17 protein-coding genes are annotated in these 22,165 nt (G+C 43.1%); 12 read left to right on the top strand and 5 right to left on the bottom strand.

The window, feature by feature from the left end:
• Positions 1 to 7: 7 nt before the first annotated feature.
• The 10 genes from malQ to rluF all read left to right on the top strand — a co-directional run bounded on the left by malQ (position 8) and on the right by rluF (position 16,300).
• Positions 8 to 1,987, top strand: coding sequence for a 4-alpha-glucanotransferase (gene malQ, locus JJQ94_RS00715; RefSeq protein WP_099028653.1), 1,980 nt, complete (start codon positions 8 to 10; stop codon positions 1,985 to 1,987).
• Positions 1,988 to 4,228: a 1,4-alpha-glucan branching protein GlgB gene (gene glgB / locus JJQ94_RS00710; RefSeq protein WP_099028654.1), complete on the top strand. Its 2,241-nt coding sequence runs from the start codon at positions 1,988 to 1,990 to the stop codon at positions 4,226 to 4,228.
• Positions 4,222 to 6,273 (top strand): glycogen debranching protein GlgX, encoded by a 2,052-nt coding sequence (gene glgX, locus JJQ94_RS00705; RefSeq protein ID WP_099028655.1) that lies wholly within the window; start codon positions 4,222 to 4,224, stop codon positions 6,271 to 6,273. Before glgB ends, glgX begins: the two co-directional genes overlap by 7 nt.
• Entirely contained in the window at positions 6,266 to 8,749 is a 2,484-nt protein-coding gene (locus JJQ94_RS00700; RefSeq protein WP_099028656.1) for a glycogen/starch/alpha-glucan phosphorylase, read from the top strand. The genes glgX and JJQ94_RS00700 overlap by 8 nt, the downstream gene beginning before the upstream one ends.
• 32 nt (positions 8,750 to 8,781) lie before the next feature.
• Positions 8,782 to 10,056 (top strand): glucose-1-phosphate adenylyltransferase, encoded by a 1,275-nt coding sequence (glgC, locus tag JJQ94_RS00695; RefSeq protein WP_010372983.1) that lies wholly within the window; start codon positions 8,782 to 8,784, stop codon positions 10,054 to 10,056.
• Positions 10,057 to 10,072: 16 nt separating this feature from the next.
• Complete coding sequence (locus JJQ94_RS00690; RefSeq protein WP_099028657.1) at positions 10,073 to 11,608, top strand: glycogen synthase; 1,536 nt, start codon at positions 10,073 to 10,075, stop codon at positions 11,606 to 11,608.
• Positions 11,609 to 11,867: 259 nt separating this feature from the next.
• Positions 11,868 to 13,085 (top strand): EAL and HDOD domain-containing protein, encoded by a 1,218-nt coding sequence (locus JJQ94_RS00685; RefSeq protein WP_099028658.1) that lies wholly within the window; start codon positions 11,868 to 11,870, stop codon positions 13,083 to 13,085.
• Complete coding sequence (locus tag JJQ94_RS00680; protein WP_236596457.1) at positions 13,085 to 14,182, top strand: DUF418 domain-containing protein; 1,098 nt, start codon at positions 13,085 to 13,087, stop codon at positions 14,180 to 14,182. The genes JJQ94_RS00685 and JJQ94_RS00680 overlap by 1 nt, the downstream gene beginning before the upstream one ends.
• Positions 14,175 to 15,248, top strand: coding sequence for an ABC transporter substrate-binding protein (locus tag JJQ94_RS00675; protein ID WP_099028660.1), 1,074 nt, complete (start codon positions 14,175 to 14,177; stop codon positions 15,246 to 15,248). The genes JJQ94_RS00680 and JJQ94_RS00675 overlap by 8 nt, the downstream gene beginning before the upstream one ends.
• A gap of 65 nt (positions 15,249 to 15,313) precedes the next feature.
• Entirely contained in the window at positions 15,314 to 16,300 is a 987-nt protein-coding gene (rluF, locus tag JJQ94_RS00670; RefSeq protein WP_099028661.1) for a 23S rRNA pseudouridine(2604) synthase RluF, read from the top strand.
• Between the two features lie 125 nt (positions 16,301 to 16,425).
• Here the strand turns inward: rluF and minE are convergent, their stop codons facing one another.
• The 3 genes from minE to minC are packed head-to-tail and all read right to left on the bottom strand — an operon-like array spanning position 16,426 to position 18,207.
• Positions 16,426 to 16,686 (bottom strand): cell division topological specificity factor MinE, encoded by a 261-nt coding sequence (minE, locus tag JJQ94_RS00665; protein WP_010372964.1) that lies wholly within the window; start codon positions 16,684 to 16,686, stop codon positions 16,426 to 16,428.
• A gap of 1 nt (position 16,687) precedes the next feature.
• Positions 16,688 to 17,497 carry a septum site-determining protein MinD gene (minD, locus tag JJQ94_RS00660; RefSeq protein ID WP_010372960.1) on the bottom strand — a complete coding sequence of 270 codons (810 nt, stop codon included), beginning with the start codon at positions 17,495 to 17,497 and terminating at the stop codon, positions 16,688 to 16,690.
• A gap of 5 nt (positions 17,498 to 17,502) precedes the next feature.
• Positions 17,503 to 18,207 carry a septum site-determining protein MinC gene (gene minC, locus JJQ94_RS00655; protein WP_010372958.1) on the bottom strand — a complete coding sequence of 235 codons (705 nt, stop codon included), beginning with the start codon at positions 18,205 to 18,207 and terminating at the stop codon, positions 17,503 to 17,505.
• Between the two features lie 135 nt (positions 18,208 to 18,342).
• Here minC and JJQ94_RS00650 point away from each other — a divergent pair, with 135 nt between their 5' ends.
• Both JJQ94_RS00650 and JJQ94_RS00645 read left to right on the top strand, forming a co-directional pair.
• Positions 18,343 to 18,624 carry a YcgL domain-containing protein gene (locus tag JJQ94_RS00650; protein ID WP_099028662.1) on the top strand — a complete coding sequence of 94 codons (282 nt, stop codon included), beginning with the start codon at positions 18,343 to 18,345 and terminating at the stop codon, positions 18,622 to 18,624.
• Complete coding sequence (locus JJQ94_RS00645) at positions 18,621 to 19,637, top strand: lytic murein transglycosylase (RefSeq protein ID WP_099028663.1); 1,017 nt, start codon at positions 18,621 to 18,623, stop codon at positions 19,635 to 19,637. The genes JJQ94_RS00650 and JJQ94_RS00645 overlap by 4 nt, the downstream gene beginning before the upstream one ends.
• Positions 19,638 to 19,826: 189 nt before the next feature.
• Here the strand turns inward: JJQ94_RS00645 and JJQ94_RS00640 are convergent, their stop codons facing one another.
• Positions 19,827 to 20,825, bottom strand: coding sequence for a cytochrome d ubiquinol oxidase subunit II (locus tag JJQ94_RS00640; RefSeq protein ID WP_010372949.1), 999 nt, complete (start codon positions 20,823 to 20,825; stop codon positions 19,827 to 19,829).
• The gene (locus tag JJQ94_RS00635; RefSeq protein WP_099028664.1) at positions 20,818 to 22,164 is read right to left on the bottom strand and encodes a cytochrome ubiquinol oxidase subunit I; all 1,347 of its coding nucleotides are present in this window, start codon (positions 22,162 to 22,164) and stop codon (positions 20,818 to 20,820) included. The genes JJQ94_RS00640 and JJQ94_RS00635 overlap by 8 nt, the downstream gene beginning before the upstream one ends.
• Between the last annotated feature and the right edge of the window lies 1 nt (position 22,165).

Below are 22,165 nucleotides of genomic sequence, written 5' to 3'. Positions count from 1 at the left end.
TTTATAAATGGACAACATTGCTCAGCTTCTTTATCTCTATGGTATTGGTTATGAGTACCATAAATACACGGGTGATCATGTGGTATTTGATCACCAAACTCGCCTACAGGCATTGCAGGAGTGCGGTGTTGATGTCAGCAATCTAGATGAAATAAATACACTCAATTTTGAGTTGGATATTGCTAAGTGGTTAACGCCAGTTGAAGCCATTACTTTGGTTTGCAAAGAGACACCAACTATCACGGTAAGAGTGGATGTCGGCCTGCAGATTAACGAATTAACTGTGTCGATCCCTGCATTGGGTTATTGCTGTGTTTGCGATCCCAACAAGCAAGTAGCGATTGGGGATTACCGCTATCAAGATACACGTTATGTTCAACTTGAAATGCCAATTAACGCGATTGAAGTGGGTTATCATAGCGCTGAGATAATGTTAAATGGTGCGCGGTTTGAGACAGAGCTTTGGGTGACGCCTAGACAGTGTTATGACCCGATTGAACAACATAAAAAGCTCCTTGGATTGTCTATTCAACTATATTCGTTAAAGCCTGCAGGCAGCAAGCTAAGTGCGGATTTTTATGAGCTAAAGCAATTAGTTGAGGCTAGCGCAGCTGAAGGGGTTGACTATATTTTGTTAAACCCACTGCATTTATTATTTGTTGATGAACCAGAAAAAGCGAGCCCGTACAGCCCAAATGACCGACGCCTACTGCACCCTTTTTACATTTCTATAGAGCTGTTGTGTGAACAATTTGGCTTAGATGTGAGTGTGTTCGCCGACTATTTAGACGTCTCAAAGAGTAACTTGAGCGCGACATATCTTGATATGACTCACTGTATGGAAAGTAAGCTTAACGCGTTACGTTTTGCGTGGCAGCTATTGTGTGAACAAAATGGAGCGTGGCGTGCAGACTTTGCTCGATTCTGCCAGACTAAGCAGCAAGAGCTTAAGGCATTTGAGGACGATGAATTTGCTAAGTTTTTACAATGGCTTGCGTTTGAGCAATTAACTCAATGCCAATCTTCGGCACTGAATGCCGGTATGGCCGTAGGTTTAATCAATGACTTAGCCGTTGGTTGTGCTGACGGCTCAAGTGAATACAACAGCAATAAAAATTTGTATGCCGAACATGCTTGTGTGGGCGCACCTCCGGACCCTTGGGCGGAGCTCGGTCAAAACTGGGGGTTACCAGCGTTAAACCCAGTTAAGTTAAAAGCGCAGCGCTTTGCATTTTTTAAACAATTGATCCAAGCAAACATCACCGGTGTTGGGGCATTAAGAATTGACCATGTGATGGGCCTAAGAAGGTTGTGGTGGTGTTTTTATCAAGATCAGCAGCAAACAGGTTGCTATGTATATTATCCATTTGAGTACCTTTTAGCGATCCTCAAAATTGAGTCTGTCAAACATCAAGTAATGATCATTGGTGAAGACTTAGGGGTTGTTCCAATCGAAATCAAAGAAGCAATGTCTGAGTCTCATATATACAGCAATATTCTTTTTTACTTCGAGAAGGATTATCACGGTCAGTTTTTAGCACCTACGCACTATAAGCACAATGCGTTACTCATGGTTGCTAACCATGACGTCCCGCCATTTTTTGGCTGGTGGAGCCATGATGACCTTAGGTTGAAGCGTGAATATCAGTTATTGAGCGAACCCCAACTAACAAAAGCGGATGAAGAGCGAGCATCCGAGCGAGAGAAGCTTTGTCATTGGCTTGGTCGCTATGGTGAGGTGAGTGTCAGCCTTGCGAGCGAAGCCCGTGATGTGTATCAGGCGCTGATCAATGTACTCGCCAAGTCGCCTGCAAAAATGCTGACAATTCAGTTTGATGACCTCGACGAACAGAAGTTACCAGTCAATATTCCTGGTACTGACCAAGAGTATCCAAACTGGAGAAGGCGACTTAATCAGACATCAGCGGAAATTATTGCAAGATCTCGGCCGCTGATCCGAGATGCGGTAACCAGCAGGAATGAATAGATGAATACAAGAGCAAAAATAGAAGACGCCCAAGTAGATGACTACATCAGTCAATTAGCCGCTTTGGACGCTGGTAAGTGTCGCGACCCATTTGCCTTTTTAGGGCTACACCAGCTAGATGCGAAGCGCTCAGTCGTGCGCTGTTTTATTCCAGGTGCGAAAGAAGTTAAGGTGCTTACCAACGATAGCAGCTATGCTCTTGAACGGTTTCGAAAAAGTGCGTTATTCACATTAGATTTTAAAGCGGATGATATCAGCAAAGATTACCAGCTTGAAGTGCACTACCCAGAGCAAACCGTCACTGCGAGGGACGTATATAGTTTTGATAGTTGCTTGGCTGATGATGCCTTGTACTTATTTAATGAAGGGACACAAGCCCAAGCTTATTTGCATTTAGGAGCACATCAAGTAGAGATAGAGGGGGTAATAGGGTTTCGATTTGGTGTTTGGGCACCAAATGCGTTGTCTGTTTCTGTGATAGGTGAGTTTAACCATTGGCAGGCCGTGCAGCATCCAATGCGATTACATCCAGCCAGTGGTGTATGGGAGCTTTTTATTCCGGCGCTGGATGTTGACTGCTGCTATAAATTTGCAATCACCACAGTTGAGGGTGAGCGTATAGAAAAGGCCGACCCTTTTGCATTTAAAATGGAACAAGCACCAGGCACTGCGAGTATAACTCAGGCGCGACCAGCCGCTTTCACATTGAGCCAAGCTGATCATGATAAAAAGGCGCTACGTAATAAAATCGATGCACCCATTAGTATTTATGAAGTGCATTTGGGCTCTTGGAAACGCCGAGAGGAAGAAAATAATCGCTATCTCACGTATCGGGAGTTAGCGGAAGACCTTATCCCCTATGTAAAGTCACTGGGGTTTACCCATCTGCAACTTATGCCTATCAGTGAATATCCTTTTGACGGCTCGTGGGGTTACCAACCAGTGGGGTTATTTTCGCCAACTAGTCGTTTTGGTGGCGTGGAGGATTTTGCTTACTTCGTCGAACGCTGTCATCGTGAAGAACTCGGATTACTTATCGACTGGGTGCCAGGACATTTCCCGTCAGATCCCCATGGTTTACATAAGTTTGATGGCACTCATCTATTCGAACATGCTGATAAGCGTCAAGGGTTTCACCCAGATTGGAACACCTATATTTTTAACTACGACCGGGCTGAAGTAAAAAGCTTTTTGCTGTCGAATGCGATGTATTGGATCAAAGAATACGCCATCGATGGGTTACGAGTTGATGCCGTGGCATCGATGCTTTACTTGGATTACAGCCGTAAACATGGGGAATGGGTGCCAAATCAATATGGCGGCCGTGAAAACCTAGGTGCAATTGAGTGCCTCAAATCAGTCAATACCAAATGCTATGGCGCTGACGAAGGTATTATGATGGTCGCTGAAGAATCCACAGCCTGGCCCGGTGTTACTCGCAGTGTTGAACACGATGGTTTAGGTTTTGGCTATAAGTGGAATATGGGGTGGATGAATGACACGCTAAACTATATGTCCAAAGACCCAATTCATCGCAAGTACCATCACCATGAAATGACCTTTTCGATGGTGTATGCCTATTCTGAAAATTACATCTTGCCATTAAGTCACGATGAAGTGGTACATGGTAAAGGTGCGTTACTGAGCAAAATGCCAGGAGACGATTGGCAGCAATTCGCTAATTTACGTGCCTACTATGGCTTTATGTTTGCCCACCCAGGTAAAAAGTTGCTGTTCATGGGCGCTGAACTTGCTCCCCGAGAGGAGTGGGATCATAACCAACAACTCAACTGGAAGTTGCTTGAAACTGAAGCGCATCAAGGCGTGTATAAGTGTGTCAAAGCGCTCAATACGACCTATAAATCAACGCCGCAATTATTCGAGTGTGATAGTAAATCAACAGGATTTAATTGGATTGATGGGGGGAATGCTGAGCAAAGCATATTTAGTTTTGTACGCTATGGACGAGATGGTGTCACACCGCTGGTGGTGATCGCAAACTTTACGCCACAAACCCATTTTCAGTTCCGCTTAGGTGTGCCGTCATCGGGTGTGTATCAAGTTATTTTAAACACGGATGACAAATCGTTTTGGGGGAGCGGCGTTGGAGTCGTTGCACATAAACAACAACTAATTGAATCGAAAAATATAGCAAGCCATGGCCTTGAGCAAAGTATCGATATAACTGTTCCGCCTTTGGCAACCGTGTATTTGCAGCTGATCTCTGGTGGCACATGCTAACCAGTTATCGCGGCGATCATCAATTATTGGGTGCGACGGCCAGTGATAAAGGCGTTAACTTCTGTGTTTATGCACCGAAAGCGAAACGCGTAACCCTGTGTCTGTTTGACAAAAGCGGTCATAGCGAAGTGAATCGGTTAGGAATGTTTCGGCATGAAGGCGGAAATTGGTCACTGTTTATCGAGGGAGCACAAGTCGGAGACTTGTATGGCTATCGTGTAGATGGAGAGTATAGCGCGGAAAAAGGCCTGCTTTTCAATGCCAATAAGTTACTCTTAGACCCATATTGTCGCGACTTTTTTGGGGAGTTTACTTGGAGTGAACGGCATTTTTGCCATTTGCCAGTAGGCCATTTAAACCCATCTGATAACGCCTGTGATATGCCAAAGAGTAAAGTGACGGCGATTGAGAAGTATCAAGGGAAGCGACCCAAGACTCCGTGGAGTAAAACGGTGATCTATGAATGTCATGTTAAGGGGGCAACTGTCCGACATCCAGATATTCCAAGTAAACACCAAGGAAAATACTTAGGGATTGCAGAACAAACTTTTATCGATCACCTCAAGCATATTGGTGTTACCGCGATTGAGCTGCTGCCTGTGCATGCGTTTATCAACGAGCAATTTCTTACGACCAAAGGGCTAAAAAATTATTGGGGATATAACAGCCTCAACTTTTTTACGCCACACAAAAGTTATCTCGTTAACGACGACATCAACGAATTTAAGGTAATGGTAGAGCGGCTCCATCAAGCTGGTATTGAGGTTATTTTGGATGTGGTGTTTAACCATACTGCGGAAGGTGGCTTGGATGGCCCGACAATTAGCTTTAAAGGGTTTGATAACCTGACTTATTACAGCACCTTGCCGAGTAAGCCCAATGTCTACATTAATGACACGGGCTGTGGAAACACAATGAATATCTCGAACCCAGTGGTATTAAGGCTTGTTTTAGACAGCTTACGCTATTGGGTAGAATACATGGGGGTGGACGGTTTTCGTTTTGATTTGGCGACGATCCTTGCTCGTCAAGCCTCGGGGTTTTCAAATCAACATGCATTTTTGCAAGCGATCCATCAAGACCCAGTGCTTAGCAAAGTAAAACTGATTGCCGAGCCTTGGGATATTGGTCCTGGAGGGTATCAACTTGGACAATTTCCCTCCCCTTGGCGTGAGTGGAATGATAAATATCGAGATACCGTTAGGCGCTTTTGGCGTGGCGATGAAGGAGTATTGCCAGAGCTTGCGATGCGTATTCATGGCTCAAGTGACCTGTTTGAACATAACTTACGTGGTCCTTTGAACTCGATAAACTTTCTTACCAGCCACGATGGTTTCTCATTGTTTGATTGGACGGCTTACGAGCATAAACACAATGAAGCAAACGGTGAGGCAAATAGAGACGGGCACAGTGAAAACTTTTCATTTAATTGTGGGGTAGAAGGGTTCAGTGCTGACCCTCAAATAAATGAATTGCGCCTCAGTATGCAGAAAAATGCATTACTCACTTTGTTTTTATCCAAAGGGATCCCGATGATTTGTGCGGGAACCGAAATGGCACATACGCAAAGTGGCAATAATAATGCCTACTGCCAAGACAACTGTACTAGCTGGCTTGCGTGGAAAAACCACCAGCAACACCACGCTTTAACCTTCTTTATCCAAGACTTACTCGCGCTTCGTAAGCAGTTTGCCGCGTTTTCTCACTCATTTTATGTTCATGACAGTGACAGTCGTTTTGCTGTGAATTGGTTTAATGAACAAGCAAAGCCGTTATCGCCTGAACAATGGCGAGAGCCAAGCCGCAAATGGTTGAGTTACACCATTACCGATCAGCAGTTAGGGCAAAGCTTATTGATAATACTGAACGCCAGTGAGAGTGCGCTGCAAATAAAGCTGCCATTTAGCGCATTTTCGTCTCATTGGCAGCAAGCAATTACCACCGCGGTTGAGCCGCAAAGACCAGAGTTAGATTCTTATTTACAGGTTCCAGCTAAGTCAGCATGGATATTTACATCAATCAAAGGGGATGAAAAGCATGGCTAATAAAAGTGCGCCAGTATGCGTCGTGAAACATTGGCAAGATGCACCAAAGATAGATGAAAACACCTTGAGTGATGATTTGACTCGTCACTTTTACTACACCTTAGGTCGAGACAAAGTAGGAGAGTCGCGACTGTATTTATACCATGCATTAGCCTTGACTATTCGTGACCGATTAGTTGCCCGCTGCCGGGCAACCAAAGAACACATTAAGAGTAAAAAGACGCGCAAAGCAGCTTACCTCTCGTTGGAATTTTTAATGGGTCGAGCACTGTCTAATGCAGTGTTAAATCTAGATTTAGAAGAACAAGTTCGAGCGGCATTACAAGAATACTGTACTGAGCTTGAAGAGGTCGCGCAGGCTGAGCATGATGCTGGTCTGGGTAATGGCGGTTTAGGCCGTCTTGCTGCTTGCTTTTTGGATAGCTGTGCTTCATTAGCTCTTCCTGTTATCGGTTACGGTTTGCGTTACGAATTTGGGATGTTTAACCAAACCTGTGAACAGGGTCACCAAGTTGAGCAGCCAGACAATTGGCTTCGTGAAGGCCACCCATGGGAACTTGCCGCACCAGAACAAGCCCGGAGAGTTAAGTTCTTTGGCCATGTTGAAGTACACACTGACAAAAATGGTAGGCAGCATCGTGAGTGGCTTGATACACAAGATATCCTCGCGGTGCCTTACGACGTTCCAGTTCCTGGGTATCGTAATGAGGTCGTAAACACATTAAGGCTGTGGAAATCTGAGGCGACCGACGAGTTTGACCTCAATGAATTTAATGCCGGTAGTTATTCAGAAGCGGTGGCGAAGAAGAATCTCGCAGAGCAGATAACGATGGTGCTGTATCCCAATGATGCCAGTGAAAATGGCAAAGAGCTGAGACTAAGACAGCAGTACTTTTTATCCAGCGCGAGCTTGCAAGACGTGATCACAACATGGGTTGAGCAATACGGCGATGATTTCAGTGATTTTGCGGATTATCACGTATTCCAACTCAATGATACCCATCCCAGTATTGCCGTTGCCGAGCTAATGCGCATTTTATTAGACGATTATGAGCTTGAGTGGGATGCAGCGTGGAAGATAACGACATCAACCATGGCGTATACCAACCACACTTTATTGCCCGAAGCATTAGAGCGTTGGTCTGTGAGTTTATTTGAGCGCTTGTTACCTAGGTTGCTCGAGATTATCTATGAGATTAATGCACGCTTTCTCTCGGAAGTCGCACTCAAATGGCCAGGTGATATGGAAAAGCAGCGCGCGCTGTCACTGATTGAGGAATCCAGTCATCCTCAAATTCGCATGGCTTATCTGGCGATTGTAGGTAGTTATTCTGTAAATGGCGTTGCGGCTTTACATACAGAGCTATTAAAAGCTGGTTTGTTTAACGATTTCTATCAACTTTGCCCAGAGAAGTTTAATAATAAAACGAACGGTGTGACGCCAAGGCGCTGGTTATCGCACTGTAATCCTGAGCTGGCGAAATTGATTAGCGATAAAATTGGCGACGGGTGGCAAGCTGATTTTTCTAAAATTAGTGAACTACGTCGTTTTTATGATAATCATGCCTTCCAAAAGCAGTGGTTGACAGTAAAACAAAACAACAAACAGCGCCTCGCAGAGCTAATTGCCCGTGAATGTCAGGTAGAGTTTGACCCAGCTATGATGTTTGATGTTCAGGTTAAGCGTATTCATGAATACAAGCGTCAGCTACTTAACGCGTTGCACGTGATTCATCTTTACGATCGGATCTGTCGTGGTGATGTGGCAGAGCTCGTTCCTCGTTGCGTACTGTTTGGGGGGAAGGCTGCACCTGGTTATTACATGGCGAAGAAGATCATTAAATTAATCAATAACATTGCCAATGTTATCAATAATGATCCTGCAGCTAAGCCCTATCTTCGAGTTGCTTTCATGCCCAATTACAATGTGTCAAAAATGGAAGTGATTTGCCCAGCAACGGACTTATCAGAGCAGATCTCAACCGCTGGAAAAGAAGCGTCTGGCACAGGCAATATGAAGTTTATGATGAACGGTGCGATTACCATAGGCACCCTAGATGGTGCAAATATCGAAATACGAGAATGTGTTGGTGCAGACAACTTTTACTTGTTTGGTGTAACCGCTGAACAAGCACAGCAAGTGCGCCAAAATTATCAGCCCTTTAAGATAATAGAAAGTAACAATGACCTAAAACGTGTTATGGCTTTGCTCGAAAGTGGGCACTTTAACCTATTTGAGCCTAATATCTTTAATGACGTAATTAACTCAATTAAGAGTAGTACCGATCCTTGGTTAGTGGCACAAGATTTTCCTTCCTATGTTGAGAGCCAGGAGCATGCGGCTCAAGCATACAAAGACAAGGAACATTGGCTGCGCATGAGTATTCTCAATACCGCAGCAAGTGGAAAATTTTCTAGCGATAGAACAATTCAAGATTACAGCGATGATATTTGGCGCTTGAGCCCAATGCAGTAGTCACCGCAAAAAAGTTATGGAGAGAAGAAATAATGCCTAATTATGCTAATCGTTATATTAGTACCCTCACTCGAGAAACATATGCTTTAATACTTGCGGGTGGAAGAGGTTCGCGCCTTCACGAGCTCACCAATTGGCGAGCAAAACCTGCTGTCTACTTTGGCGGTAAACATCGAATTATCGATTTCCCACTGTCTAACTGCATTAACTCAGGGATCCGTCGGGTTGGCATTGCCACGCAGTATAAGTCGCATTCGCTTATTCGCCATGTTAATCGCGCATGGGGACATTTTAAAAAGGAGCTGGGAGAATCTGTAGAGATACTGCCAGCATCACAGCGATATGGTGATGAGTGGTATTGCGGCACAGCAGATGCCGTTTTCCAGAATATGGATATTATTCGTCATGAGCTTCCCAAGTACGTTATGATCCTATCGGGTGATCATGTCTACAGAATGGATTATGGTGGCTTACTTGCAAAGCACGTAGAAACGGGTGCAGATATGACCGTATGTTGTATTGAAGTGCCCTGTGAAGAAGCAGCAAAAACGTTTGGTGTTATGACCGTTGATGAAAGTAATCGGGTGCGTCGCTTTGATGAAAAGCCGGTAGATCCGACGTCAATCCCAGGAAAACCAGGTGTATGTCTGGCATCTATGGGGAACTATGTTTTTAACACTGAGTTTTTATTCGAGCAGTTGAAAAAGGATGCGGAGAGAGAAGGGTCTGGTCGTGACTTTGGTCATGATATTATCCCATCCATCATAGAAGAGCATAATGTGTATGCGTATCCGTTTTGCGACCCATCACACGAAGGGCAGCCATATTGGCGAGATGTAGGTACGCTAGATTCATTCTGGGAAGCAAATATGGAGTTGGTTTCTCCTGAACCACAACTTGACCTCTATGATCCTCATTGGCCAATTTGGACTTATCAGGAACAGTTACCACCGGCTAAATTTATATTTGATGATGATGATAGACGCGGTATGGCCGTAGACTCGACGGTATCTGGTGGCTGTATTATTTCTGGTTCTAAGGTTAAGCGTTCATTGCTGTTTTCCAATGTGCATGTTCACTCGTATTGTGAAATTGAGGGAGCCGTTGTGTTACCAGGTGCCAAAATCGGGCGTAACTGCAAAATCAAAAACGCAATCATTGACCGCAGTTGCCAAATACCAGAGGGGATGACAATTGGTTACGATACTGACTTAGACAAAGAGAATGGCTTTAGAGTGTCGAATAAGGGGATCGTATTGGTGACCCGAGATATGCTCGCAGAGCTTGCGGAAAAAAATAATAAATGACCCATGTAGAGGTATTATGCATGTAATTTTAGTGGCAGCCGAAAACGATCGGTTGCCAAATTGTAAGGTAGGGGGCGTCGCAGATGTAATACGCGACGTGCCTTACGCATTGGCACAGCTTGGCATTAAAGTATCGGTGGTCACACCTGATTATGGCCAAGCTGCTTTAAATCGAAGCTTAGTCGCTGATATTGCCGTCCCTTTTCGTCAACACCTAGAAACGGCGACTCTTTGGTCTGTTGAAGAAAGTGACAATGTCACTCAGTATGTCATTTCGCACTCATTGTTTAGTGAGCATCACGGCGCTATTTACTGTAATGATCCCCACCAGCCCTTTGCGACAGATGCAAATCGATTTGCGTTTTTTAGTGCGGCAGTTGCTGAACTTATTGAACATGAGTTGATAGCAGAGATAGATGTTGTGCACCTACACGACTGGCATGCGGCTGTCGTTGCTGTACTACGTCAGTTTAGTCCAAGGTTTAGACGCTTAAAGGCGCTAAGGACGGTTTATACTGTGCATAACCTTGCGCTTCAAGGGATCCGGCCTTTCCACCATGACTTTTCCAGTCTTGAGTCTTGGTTTCCGACACTCACCTATGATGGGCTCAGTATTTGCGATCCTAAATATCCTCACTGCTTTAATCCGATGCGAGCGGCTATTAATCTTTCAGACAAAGTGCATGTTGTTTCTCCTAATTACGCCAAAGAAGTGATGATCCCAAGTCATCCAGAGCTTGGTTTTTTTGGTGGCGAAGGCTTAGAAAGCGACATGCAGTATGCTTCTCATGAAGGACGGTTAGCAGGTATTTTAAACGGTTGTGTGTATGATGAGTCAGCTGACGAAGAGAATCTAACTTTTGCTGACTATTTGGCGCTTGCTGAGCAGCATGTGTTTCAATGGATGGCAAAATCAAGCCAAGTATTATCTCGGTTTTACATTGCCCACCAACGCATACTCGCTTGGCGTGACGAAGCCTTTAGCGGCAAGCTAATTACAAGTGTTGGTCGTCTCACCGATCAAAAAGCACTTATTTTAAGACAGCCTACCCAATCAGGTATTGTGCTCGATGACATCGCAAAAATAGCCAAGCACCAAGGAGCACGTATTGTGATTGTTGGCTCTGGTGACCCAAGTCTTGAGCAGCTATTTACCGAAGTAATGGCACGCCATAGCAATATCTTGTTTTTAAATGGTTATGGTAAAGCACTCGGCGAAAAATTGTACCCGTTAGGTGATTTGTTTTTAATGCCAAGCTCTTTTGAGCCTTGTGGTATCAGCCAAATGCTTGCAATGCGTGCTGGACAACCTTGTATCGTGCATAAAGTGGGTGGATTATCTGATACGGTAAAACACAATAAAACCGGCTATTGCTTTGAAGGAGAAACACTCGCAGAGCAAGGTAGTCAGTTTATTGCGATTTTTGAATTAGCGCTTGCTGATCTGATGAACGATAGCGAAAAATATCAACAACTCAGGCTGCAAGCTCGTATGCAGCGCTTTGACTGGTCTGATGTTGCACAAAAATACTGCGAACAATTATATAGATAGCGAAAATTTAGATAAAAAAATTTTCGCTATCTGTGTTAAGTATTTAGCAATTGGCTCAGTTGCTAAACAAAAAACTAGGTCAAAGGTATCAAAAGATAGCTTTGGCCTTTCTTTTTTATCATTTTGCATTATCTTTTAAGCTATTATTTTGATTCTTAATAGCTTAGGTTGATTTTCTTTATCATCATAAAGGGTTAAAATCTAAAAATTGCTAAACCAAAAGTGTGATTGTTCACTTTGGGTACGAAGGAGTTTTTGTTTGAAGGTTTTTGTGGCCCGCCAAGCCATATTTAATCGTAAAAAACAAGTTGTTGCATACGAATTGTTGTTTCGCGATGGTGTAAAAAATAGCTTTCCAAATATTGCAGATGATGCAGCGACAGCCAAGCTGATAATGAATAATCAACTTAACCTCGGCATGCGATATCTCACTTCGGGAAAGAAAGCGCTAATTAATATTGGTCCAGACTCGTTACGTCAGGAGCTGTGTGAGTTTCTCCCAGCAAATGATGTGATATTGGAACTATTGGAGACTATTCCGCCAACAAAACAAAATTATGAGCGGATAAGAGGCTTATTTCACAGCAACTTTAGACTCGCGTTGGACGATTTTCAGTACTCAAAAGAATGGGAACCTTTCTTAAAGCTCGTAAGGTTGATTAAGTTCGACGTCATGGAAAATCCGCTGGACACCATAGTGCCAGTGATTGACATGATCAAAGAGCGAAAGAACATCAAACTACTTGCGGAAAAAGTCGAAACCGAAGAAGAGTTCGAGCAAGCTAAAAAGATGGGATTTCAGTTCTTTCAAGGCTACTTTTTTGCAAAACCAAAGATGATTGAGCAAAAAGACATTACTATCAATTATGTGATTGTCATGCTCATTTATGAAGAAGCACTTAAACCGAATATGAGTATTACGCGATTAGCCGAATTGTTTGCTCAAGACACTGCGCTTGCGTACAAACTGCTAAGGCTAATTAATTCCGGCGTATTTCCAATCAAAAGTCGTATCGAATCTTTAAAGCAAGCCTTGGTATATTTAGGAAATGAGCGTGTAAAAAAGTTTGTAAACTTAATTATGACTGCCCACGTAGCCGAGGGAAAACCGACAGAATTAACACGTCTATCTATCGTTCGTTCGCGATTTTGTGAGCTTATCGCACAGCAAATTTCGCCGGGACTTGCCAATATGAGCTTTATGACAGGGTTATTTTCTCTGCTTGATGCCATTCTTGACAGGCCAATGGAGCAGGTTGTAAACAAACTACCTTTTCCAGAGCAGCTCCATGATGCTTTGATAGGTAAACCGAACACGCTATATTATATTTTAAATATCGTTAGAGCCTATGAGTCTGGAAGCTGGTGGACACTGCAGGATGCGTGCAGTTATCTAAACTATAAAGACGAAAACCTTCCCGATTTTCATGCTGCTGCGATAAACTGGGCTGATATGTATAAAAACCGTGTATATTGATGAATAGAATTATTGCGATGGATGCGATCCGCGGATTCGCGCTGCTTGGCTTACTTTCCATGAATATGGTACATATGGCCAATTTTGAGTTGGGATACGTACCAGCCAAAGCCGTCCACTATCTTGATCCGTTCTTCGCAATGGTTAATAGTATTTTCTTTGATGGTCGATTCAGAACCTTATTTGCCATGCTATTTGGAGTGGCATTATGCATTCAGGTAGCAAAAACCAATGGTCAGAACTTTGCAAGATATCGGCTAAAATGGCTAATGGTCTTTGGTGTGTTACACGGCGTGTTGATTTGGCCAGGAGATATTTTATTCAATTATGCGTTGAGTGGATTGGTTGCCCTGAAATTTATTGATGCGAGCGACCAAAAGTTAAACCGCTATACGATAGGATTCATTTTAGTCCCTTCTATTGCTATCAGCTTATTGCTGTTAATTGATCCAGAACCACAAATAAATAGAAGCTCTGAAATTTACCTCGAATTTTTGCAGCAAATTCCAGCAAACTACCTAGAACTGCTCACCCTTAATGGCATTTACTTTATCATTATCAGTTTACTTATTCCGGTTATTACTTTGTGGTATACCGCTGGGTTAATGCTACTCGGTATGCGTTTATATCGAAGTGGAATGTTTGATTTAGAGCGTACTGAGCCTGTTCATAAAATTAACTTGTTTGCCGTGATAGCCGTTATTTTGTCATTTGTCGGCTTTGTTCTTGAACGTAAGCTAGGCGTCGAGTTTTTCGAAGGAATAGATTGGATCCTTGCGGTACCCGTTGCGTTGTTTTATGTCGTCGTAATAAAGGCAGCAATGCGAGGTTCAAAACATCAACTTTGGAGTCTTCAATGTGTTGGGCGTCTAGCGCTTTCGTTTTATCTTCTTCAGTCAATTGTGTTTGTAAGCTATTTTTATTTTATAAACCCGAACGCTATCAGTACGTGGGAGCGGGTGGATTATTTCTCGGCATTTGTAATTGCGTCTATAATTCAATTAGCCCTTGCGGTGGTATATTGTAAGCTGTTTAAGCAAGGTCCATTTGAGAAGTTATTGAAGGTACTAGTGCTACGAAGAGCCCGCTATGATTAAAAAAGTACTAATTGGGTTAGTGTTATGGATGGTGTGTTTTAGTGTTGATGCTAAACAGTCGTTAAATGTCTTGTTTGTTAATCCGTCCGTGCCTGGTGAACCATTTTGGCAGCGCGTCCAAGGCATTACAGAAGCGGCAGCGGATCAATTGGATATTGGATTAGATGTGATCTATGGAGAAGGAAACCGAATTATACAGCTTGCTGAGCTTAAAAAGTATTTGAGTTATCGTGCTACTCCCGATTATGTCATCCTCATTAATTATCCTGGTGGTGCCGAAGAAAGCCTAAAGCTTTTAGAAAAATATGGGATCAATCATATTACTTTAGAAGAGACAATTTCTGGCCCTGAAAGGCTTGCGATAGGTAATCCAAAAGAACACTATAAGTATTGGCTTGGGGAAGTGCGTCATGATAATGACCAAGCTGGTTACGATTTGGCAAAGCAACTATACCAACAGGCTAAAACTAACGGTCATGAGACAATTTATCCTATTGCTATCAATGGTCACTATGGCACAGAGTCAGATATTAGAAGCAACGGTGCAAAGCGCTTTTTTGATGAAGTTGGCGTGATGGTTCAGCAAACCGTCTACGCCGGGTGGTCAAAAGAACAAGCCTTTGATAAAACTAAGAAGTTATTGACACGCTATCCAAAAACAAACCTTATTTGGAGTGCGTCAGATTTGATGGCGATGGGAGCTATCACCGCAGCTGCATCAAGCACCTCACAAATAGTGTTTGGTGGATTTGATTGGTTGTCGGATACTTTTGAGCTTATTGAACATAATGAGATGCAAGCATCTGTTGGGGGGCACTTTATGATGGGGGCTTGGGCGTTGATTTCGGTGTACGATCATTATTATGGTCATCCCTTTTGGAAAGACAACACAGAGCTTGCGTTTGACTTAAGTGTGATCACCAAGGAAAATCTAGCTGACTACTACTGGATAAAGTCGGCGAAAAACTGGCAATCTATTGATTACAAGGCAATGAGTCTTAGAGGAAAACCTAAAGAGCAGTATCATTTTTCTCCTGAGCTATTAAGAAAAAGTTTGCAAAAGTAGAAATGCAGTAGTGTAAAGCGGTTGAAGCGATTACAATACGGGTTTTTACTCAAAGTGGTTGTATCGTGACAGAGCAAAAGCGCCTCAATAAATACATCAGTGAAACTGGATTCTGCAGTCGTCGAGAAGCTGATGACTTAATCGCCTCAGGCCGTGTCAAAGTAAATGGAATTCTACCAGAAATGGGCACTAAAGTGTCTGATGCTGACACTATCATCATTGATGGTAAGCCTCTGAAAGCAAAGCCAAAGGCTGTATTTATTGCTTATAATAAACCTGTTGGTGTAACTTGTACCACTGAGCGTAAAATCAGAAGTAATATTGTCAGTGCAATTAACTATCCTGAGCGTATTTTCCCAATTGGTCGCTTAGACCGCCCATCCGAAGGATTAATTTTCTTGACTAACCAAGGCGATATGGTCAATAAAATCCTTCGCGCTGGCAATAACCATGAAAAAGAGTATGAAGTTGTGGTCGATAGGCCCATTGATGAGCGTTTTGTAAAACGTATGTCCTCAGGTGTTCCAATCCTTGGCACCGTGACAAAACCTTGTAAAGTTCGTAAAACCGGGGCTAAGTCATTTACCATTGTGTTGACCCAAGGCCTAAATCGTCAAATTCGCAGAATGTGTGAATATCTAGGGTTTGAAGTAACACACCTTAAACGTATTCGGATAATGAATATCGATCTAACTGGGCTTAGCTCTGGTAAGTGGCGTCACCTTAACGAAAACGAAATGCGAGCGATTAATCACGCCACAGAGTCTTCGAGTAAAACGCAAGAAGCATCAGCGGGTGCTGGTGCGAGAAAACAGCAAGATAAGCCTAGAAGTGAAGTTAGTGAGGTTGGTCGTCCAAAGCAAGATAGGCGAGTGCATAACAGTAAAGATCGAACAACTGAACTCGACAAGCAAAATAGCGTTAAGCCTAAGCCAAAAACGCGAAATGGTGAACAAAATCACAGTCACAACAAACGTAAGTCAAGTCCAAAGCAGAATGTTAAGCCTGCAAAAAGGGTCAAAGGTACTTTGTCCTTAAATAAGGGTAAGTGACCTGAAGTTCGGATAATTAAGCAAAGAGTAGGGCAATGTAAAGCCCCTTGACAGCTTAATTAGAATGGGCAAAACGAAATAAATAAGGGCTATAGAAATAGCCCTTATTACATTTACTCAAACCGTTACTTTTCATCATCAGGTAGAGTAACGTTCAATTCTAATACTGCTAAATCATCCTCGTTTTGTTCAAACTGGACGTTGACGGCATCCGAATCTACTTTCACGTATTTGCGAATAACATCGAGGATGTCTTGCTTAAGTTGTGGTAAGTAGTCAGGTGTACCACGCTTTGAGCGTTCGTGCGCAACGATGATTTGCAGTCGCTCTTTCGCTAATGATGCGCTATTTTTTTTCTCAGAACGAAAATAATCTAGTAATGACACCTTACCCTCCAAAGATCCGTTTGAAGATACCTTTCTTCTCAACTTGTAAGAAACGGAAATCAACGACTTCACCTAATAAGCGGTTAATTGCATCGCTATATGCTTGGCCTGCATCTGACTCCTGGTCTAAGATAACCGGTTGACCTGAGTTGGACGCATTAAGTACAGCTTTTGATTCAGGTATTACACCAAGTAAGTCAATCGCTAGAATTTCTTTAACATCGTCTACCGACAACATCTCACCGCTATCCACACGCTCTGGGTTATAACGTGTTAGCAATAGGTGCTCCTTAACCGGCTCTAAGCCCATCTCAGCGCGTTTCGACTTGCTTTGTAGAATACCTAAAATACGGTCTGAGTCACGAACGGAAGAAACTTCAGGGTTAGTCGCTACCACTGCTTCATCTGCGAAGTACAATGCCATCATTGCACCCGCTTCAATGCCAGCTGGTGAGTCGCAAATGATGAAATCAAATTCTTCTTTCATCTCATTTAACACACGCTCAACCCCTTCGCGAGTGAGGGCGTCTTTGTCACGAGTCTGAGAGGCAGGAAGTATATAAAGTTTCTCAACGCGCTTATCTTTAATCAATGCTTGATTTAGATTTGCTTCACCATTGATAACGTTGACAAAATCATAAACAACGCGACGCTCGCATCCCATGATTAAGTCGAGGTTTCTAAGACCAATATCAAAATCGACAATGGCTGTTTTATAACCCTTTAGCGCTAAGCCAGTACCAATTGCTGCACTTGACGTTGTCTTACCAACACCGCCTTTACCTGAAGTTACGACAATAATTTTTGCCATCTGATTTATCCTTTGACCAAAGCTGTAATTTTTAATGATTCGTCTTGTTGTGTTATTTGAGCAGCTTGACCCCAGTGTTCACCTTGCAGCGAATCACTGATCCAATAACTCCCGTTTATAGACACTAGCTCAGCTTCTAAGCGCTGACAAAATATACTAGTGTCTTCTTGGCCTTGCGCACCTGCGATTGCACGACCACGTAAAGTGCCGTAAATGTGCACGTTACCATCGGCGATAACTTCTGCACCATGACTTACAGCACCTAGCACGATCAGATCGCGGTCTTTAGCATAAATTTGCTGACCACTACGTACCGTTCCGTTCACAATTTGAGCAGGAAGATAAACTTGTTTTTCTACTACTTCTGCTGCTTGAGATTGCGATGGGGTACTCGGTTGCACATCCCTTGAGTAGTTTAGTACAGAAAACCCGGCTTCTTTGGCTAAGTCGTGCTGACTTTGAGTACCGCTACACACACCCACTGGATTGAGCTGTAAATCGACCAGTGTTTGCTTTAACTCTTTGAATTCTACAGTTTGCTCCTGAACATCAGCTAAATTAACCACAATAGGTGCACCTTGAAAAAATTTAGGCGCTTGCGAAATTTTGCTATCAAGATCTTGTCTTAACTTGGTTAGATCTAAAGAAAACAACTGCAGCACGGAGAGTGTAAATAGATTTCCTTTTAGTTCGAATGTTTGATTTGCCATATGTACTCAAATTTCTGTTACAACCGCCGCTAAAGCCTTATTTATCTGACTTTAGCGCGTAGTAAAACTTTCCACAACTTACTAATAGCATGGTATAGTGACCGCCCATGATTAGCAAGAATTTATAGGCTTATAATGCTCACCGCCATATACAAAAGTCCAAAAAAAGCGGATACCTATCTTTTTGTAACTAAAAGAGATGATTTTTCCAATGTCCCTGCACCGCTATTGGAAACTTTCGGCACTCCTATCTATGTCATGATTATTGACCTTGCGAGAAGAACAAAATTGGGAATTGCTGATCTTAAAACGGTTAAGCAAAAATTAACTGACGATGGGTTTTACTTGCAACTTCCACCGCGTTCAGAAAGCTTGCTTGATGAATTTAGAAAGCAAAACGGAGTAAAAGATTCATGATAAAAAAAATTTCCCTACTAGTAGCCTCAGTTTGCTTGTCCACATCAGTCTTCGCTAACACCCAAGCAAAGTTTGATGAATACCTCAAAAACTTAAAACAAGAAGCGATTGAAAAGGGCTATGCTCAACAATTAGTTGATGAGGCTTTTGCGACAGCAGTATTTAAAGAAAAGGTGATTAAGGCTGATAAAACTCAGCCAGAAATTGTCGAAACACTAGAAACTTATTTACCAAAGCGAGTCCCTGAATGGAAAATCCAACAGGCTCGCAAACTTTATAAAGAGCACCAAGAATCTTTAGAAAAAATAGCAAAAGAATATGGCGTACAGGCACGGTTTATTGTTGCCCTGTGGGGCCTTGAAAGTAACTTTGGTCGTATTCAGGGCGGCTATCCAGTCATTAGCGCATTAGTGACGCTTGCTTTTGATGGTCGTCGAGAAGCTTTGTATAAAAGACAGTTGTGGGCTGCGCTAGATATTTTAAGAGATGGTCACATCGGTCTGGATGATTTCAAAGGGTCTTGGGCAGGAGCAATGGGGCAAACTCAGTTTATGCCAACGTCATTTACTGCTTATGCTGTCGACTATAACAAAGATGGTCGCAAGGACATTTGGACAACACAAGAAGATGCTTTTGCGTCTATTGCTAACTACCTGAAAAGTGTGGGCTGGAACGATGACCTGACTTGGGGCCGCCAAGTAAAACTACCTGAAGGCTTTGACACCAGTTACATTTTAAAGCGTGGTACTAAAACGCACAGCGAATGGTTAAAAGAGTGGAGTAAATCAGAGCGTTCCTTACAGGAGTGGCAAGCGCTTGGTCTGCGCAGAATGGACGGCACTGACTTGCCACAAGTTAATATCACAGCAGCTTTAGTGATGCCAGATGACGCCAATGGGCGTATGTATCTGGCTTATGATAATTACAAGGCTTTGATGAATTGGAATAGATCTTATTACTTTGCCTCAAGCGTTGGGTATTTATCTGACCGAATCGGTTATCCAAAGATTTAGCCGCTAAAATCATATTTAGCCTGTTCTAGTAACGGGCTTTTTTATGCGTATTTATTGAGTGTAGCTTGCTACGCATCCATTAAATTTGAAGTAAACAGAAAGATATTTCGAAAAGACCCTATTTTTAATTGCAATAAAAAAGGCAGCGTCCAACTCACTGCCTTTTGGTTGGGCTAATGTATACAAGTGTCAATAGTAGGACAAAGGTTGAACCTTGCCCCAAAAGACTCGGTACGAAAATAACGTATATGCAATTAAGGTCGGCACCACAATGACTACGCCATATAATAAGAAAGTAAGAGCCGATGCGTCAGCGACCGCTTCGAAGATGGTTAGCTTGCCCGGCACTACAAATGGGTAAAAGCTATAAACTAAGCCGAAGAAGCAAAGCACAAAGATAAATGCTGAAATTAGGAACGGTAACCAAGCCCCATTATCTGGTGACTTTGGTAGTTTCTGTAACACAAGCTCTAAAATCACAAAGAGCGACAAGCAAATAATCGGGGCTGGTAATACGACTAAGGCCATCGGGAGGTCAAACCAACGCTCATAGATCCACTCATTAATCGCTGGGTTGATGATAGAAACGAGCAACACCCCAACAAAGGCTACTCTCGCAAATTTTTTGCACCAGCTAATAGCATCTTGCTGTAATTGCCCTTCACACTTCATAATTAGCCATGCTGAACCAATCAAGCCATACGCGCAGACAACGCCAATTCCACTAAAGACCGCAAATGCATGGGCAAGAGGGGTATTTTCAAAGCCTATGACATAAAGCCCCAGCATATACCCTTGCGCAAACGAGGTGAGTAGCGACCCAAATTTAAATACTTTGTCCCACCGCCTTTGGCGTTTAACTCGCGCTTTTGCTCTGAAATCAAAAGCAACGCCACGCATAATTAAGCCAAAGAGCAAGAACACAACAGGAATGTAGAGCGCCTGCAAGATCATGCTATGGGCTTGAGGAAATGCGATAAATGCAAGGCCTACAGCCAAGACTAACCAAGTCTCATTAGCATCCCAAAATGGACCGATCGAGGCTATCATTGTGTCCGCGGTTTCTTTATCATCCAGCGGGATCATCATGCCAACGCCAAGGTCGTAGCCATCTAATATTGCATAAACAAGCACTGCGAGTGCCATCAAACCTGCATAGATAAGAGATAGATATTCCGGATTAAACACGAGTCACCTCCTCAGCAAATTCCTTCATGTCGTATTCTTCCACTTCTACAGACTTGCTAGCAGTGTGGAACAAAGTGCGAATATAGGCGTACAGTAAGATTGCGTATATCGTCAGATAGCCAACGAGTGTAAATAAGACGTTCTCTGAGGCAATTGTCGTAACTGCATCTTCAACTCTTAAGATACCACTGACGATATAAGGCTGGCGGCCAATTTCAGTGACATACCACCCTGCTAGGGTAGCCACCCAGCCTGAGAAAGTCATCGCAACAAGCGCTTTCAGTTGCCACTTCGGTAACTCGCCCTTTTTCCATAATGTAAAACGAGTGACAAACGCAACTAAGATCATCAGCATGCCCATCCCGACCATAATTCTAAAACCGAAAAAGACGGGCTTAACAGGTGGGTGTTCACCTCTAAATTCATTAAGCCCTTTAATTTCACCGTTAACGTCGTGGGTAAGAATAAAACTTGCCATATTAGGAATACCAAGCGCAAAGTCGTTGCGTCTTTCTTCTTCATTCGGAATTGCGAATAGTAGTAGTGGTGCACCTTTCTCTGTTTCCCAAACACCTTCCATTGCCGCAATTTTTTGTGGTTGATGTTTTAGCGTATTTAAGCCATGTAAATCACCGACAAAAGCTTGCAGTGGTGTAAGCAGGGCAGCAACTGTTAATGCAACGGTCAGTGCTTTTTTGGGGGCATGTTTTTCGTCGTTTTTCAGCATGCGATACGCACTGACACCGGCTATCAAAAATGAAGCCGTAAGTGCACTGGCCAGTAACATATGGAAGAAACGATAACCGAATGAAGGATTGAAAATAACTTCAAACCAGTCCGTTGGATACACGATACCGTCCCTAAGTTCAAAGCCTGTCGGGGTTTGCATCCAACTATTCAAAGACAGGATCCAAAATGCGGAAAGCGTTGTACCTATGGCGACTATAAAGGTGGCTAAAGTATGTATTTTAGGTGGTACGCGCTTCATGCCAAACAACATGATCCCTAAAAATGTTGCTTCCATAAAAAATGCGGTCAGTACTTCATAACCGAGCAAGGGACCTGCAATATTGCCAACTTTCTCCATAAAGCCGGGCCAGTTTGTACCAAACTGGAACGACATGGTGATGCCACTTACAACACCAAGTGCAAAGGTCAATGCAAAAATTTTGACCCAAAAGCGATAAGCTCTTAACCAAACCGGGTGTTCGGTTAGGTCATACTTGAGTTTAAAAAACGCCAGAAACCAAGCTAATGCGATGGTTATCGTGGGAAAGAGAATATGAAAACTAATATTTGCCGCGAATTGTATTCGCGACAACAACAACGTATCAAGCATG

It is taken from the genome of Pseudoalteromonas sp. GCY (assembly GCF_016695175.1).
Classification (GTDB): domain Bacteria; phylum Pseudomonadota; class Gammaproteobacteria; order Enterobacterales; family Alteromonadaceae; genus Pseudoalteromonas.
This window is presented reverse-complemented; position numbering and strand designations above follow the sequence as displayed.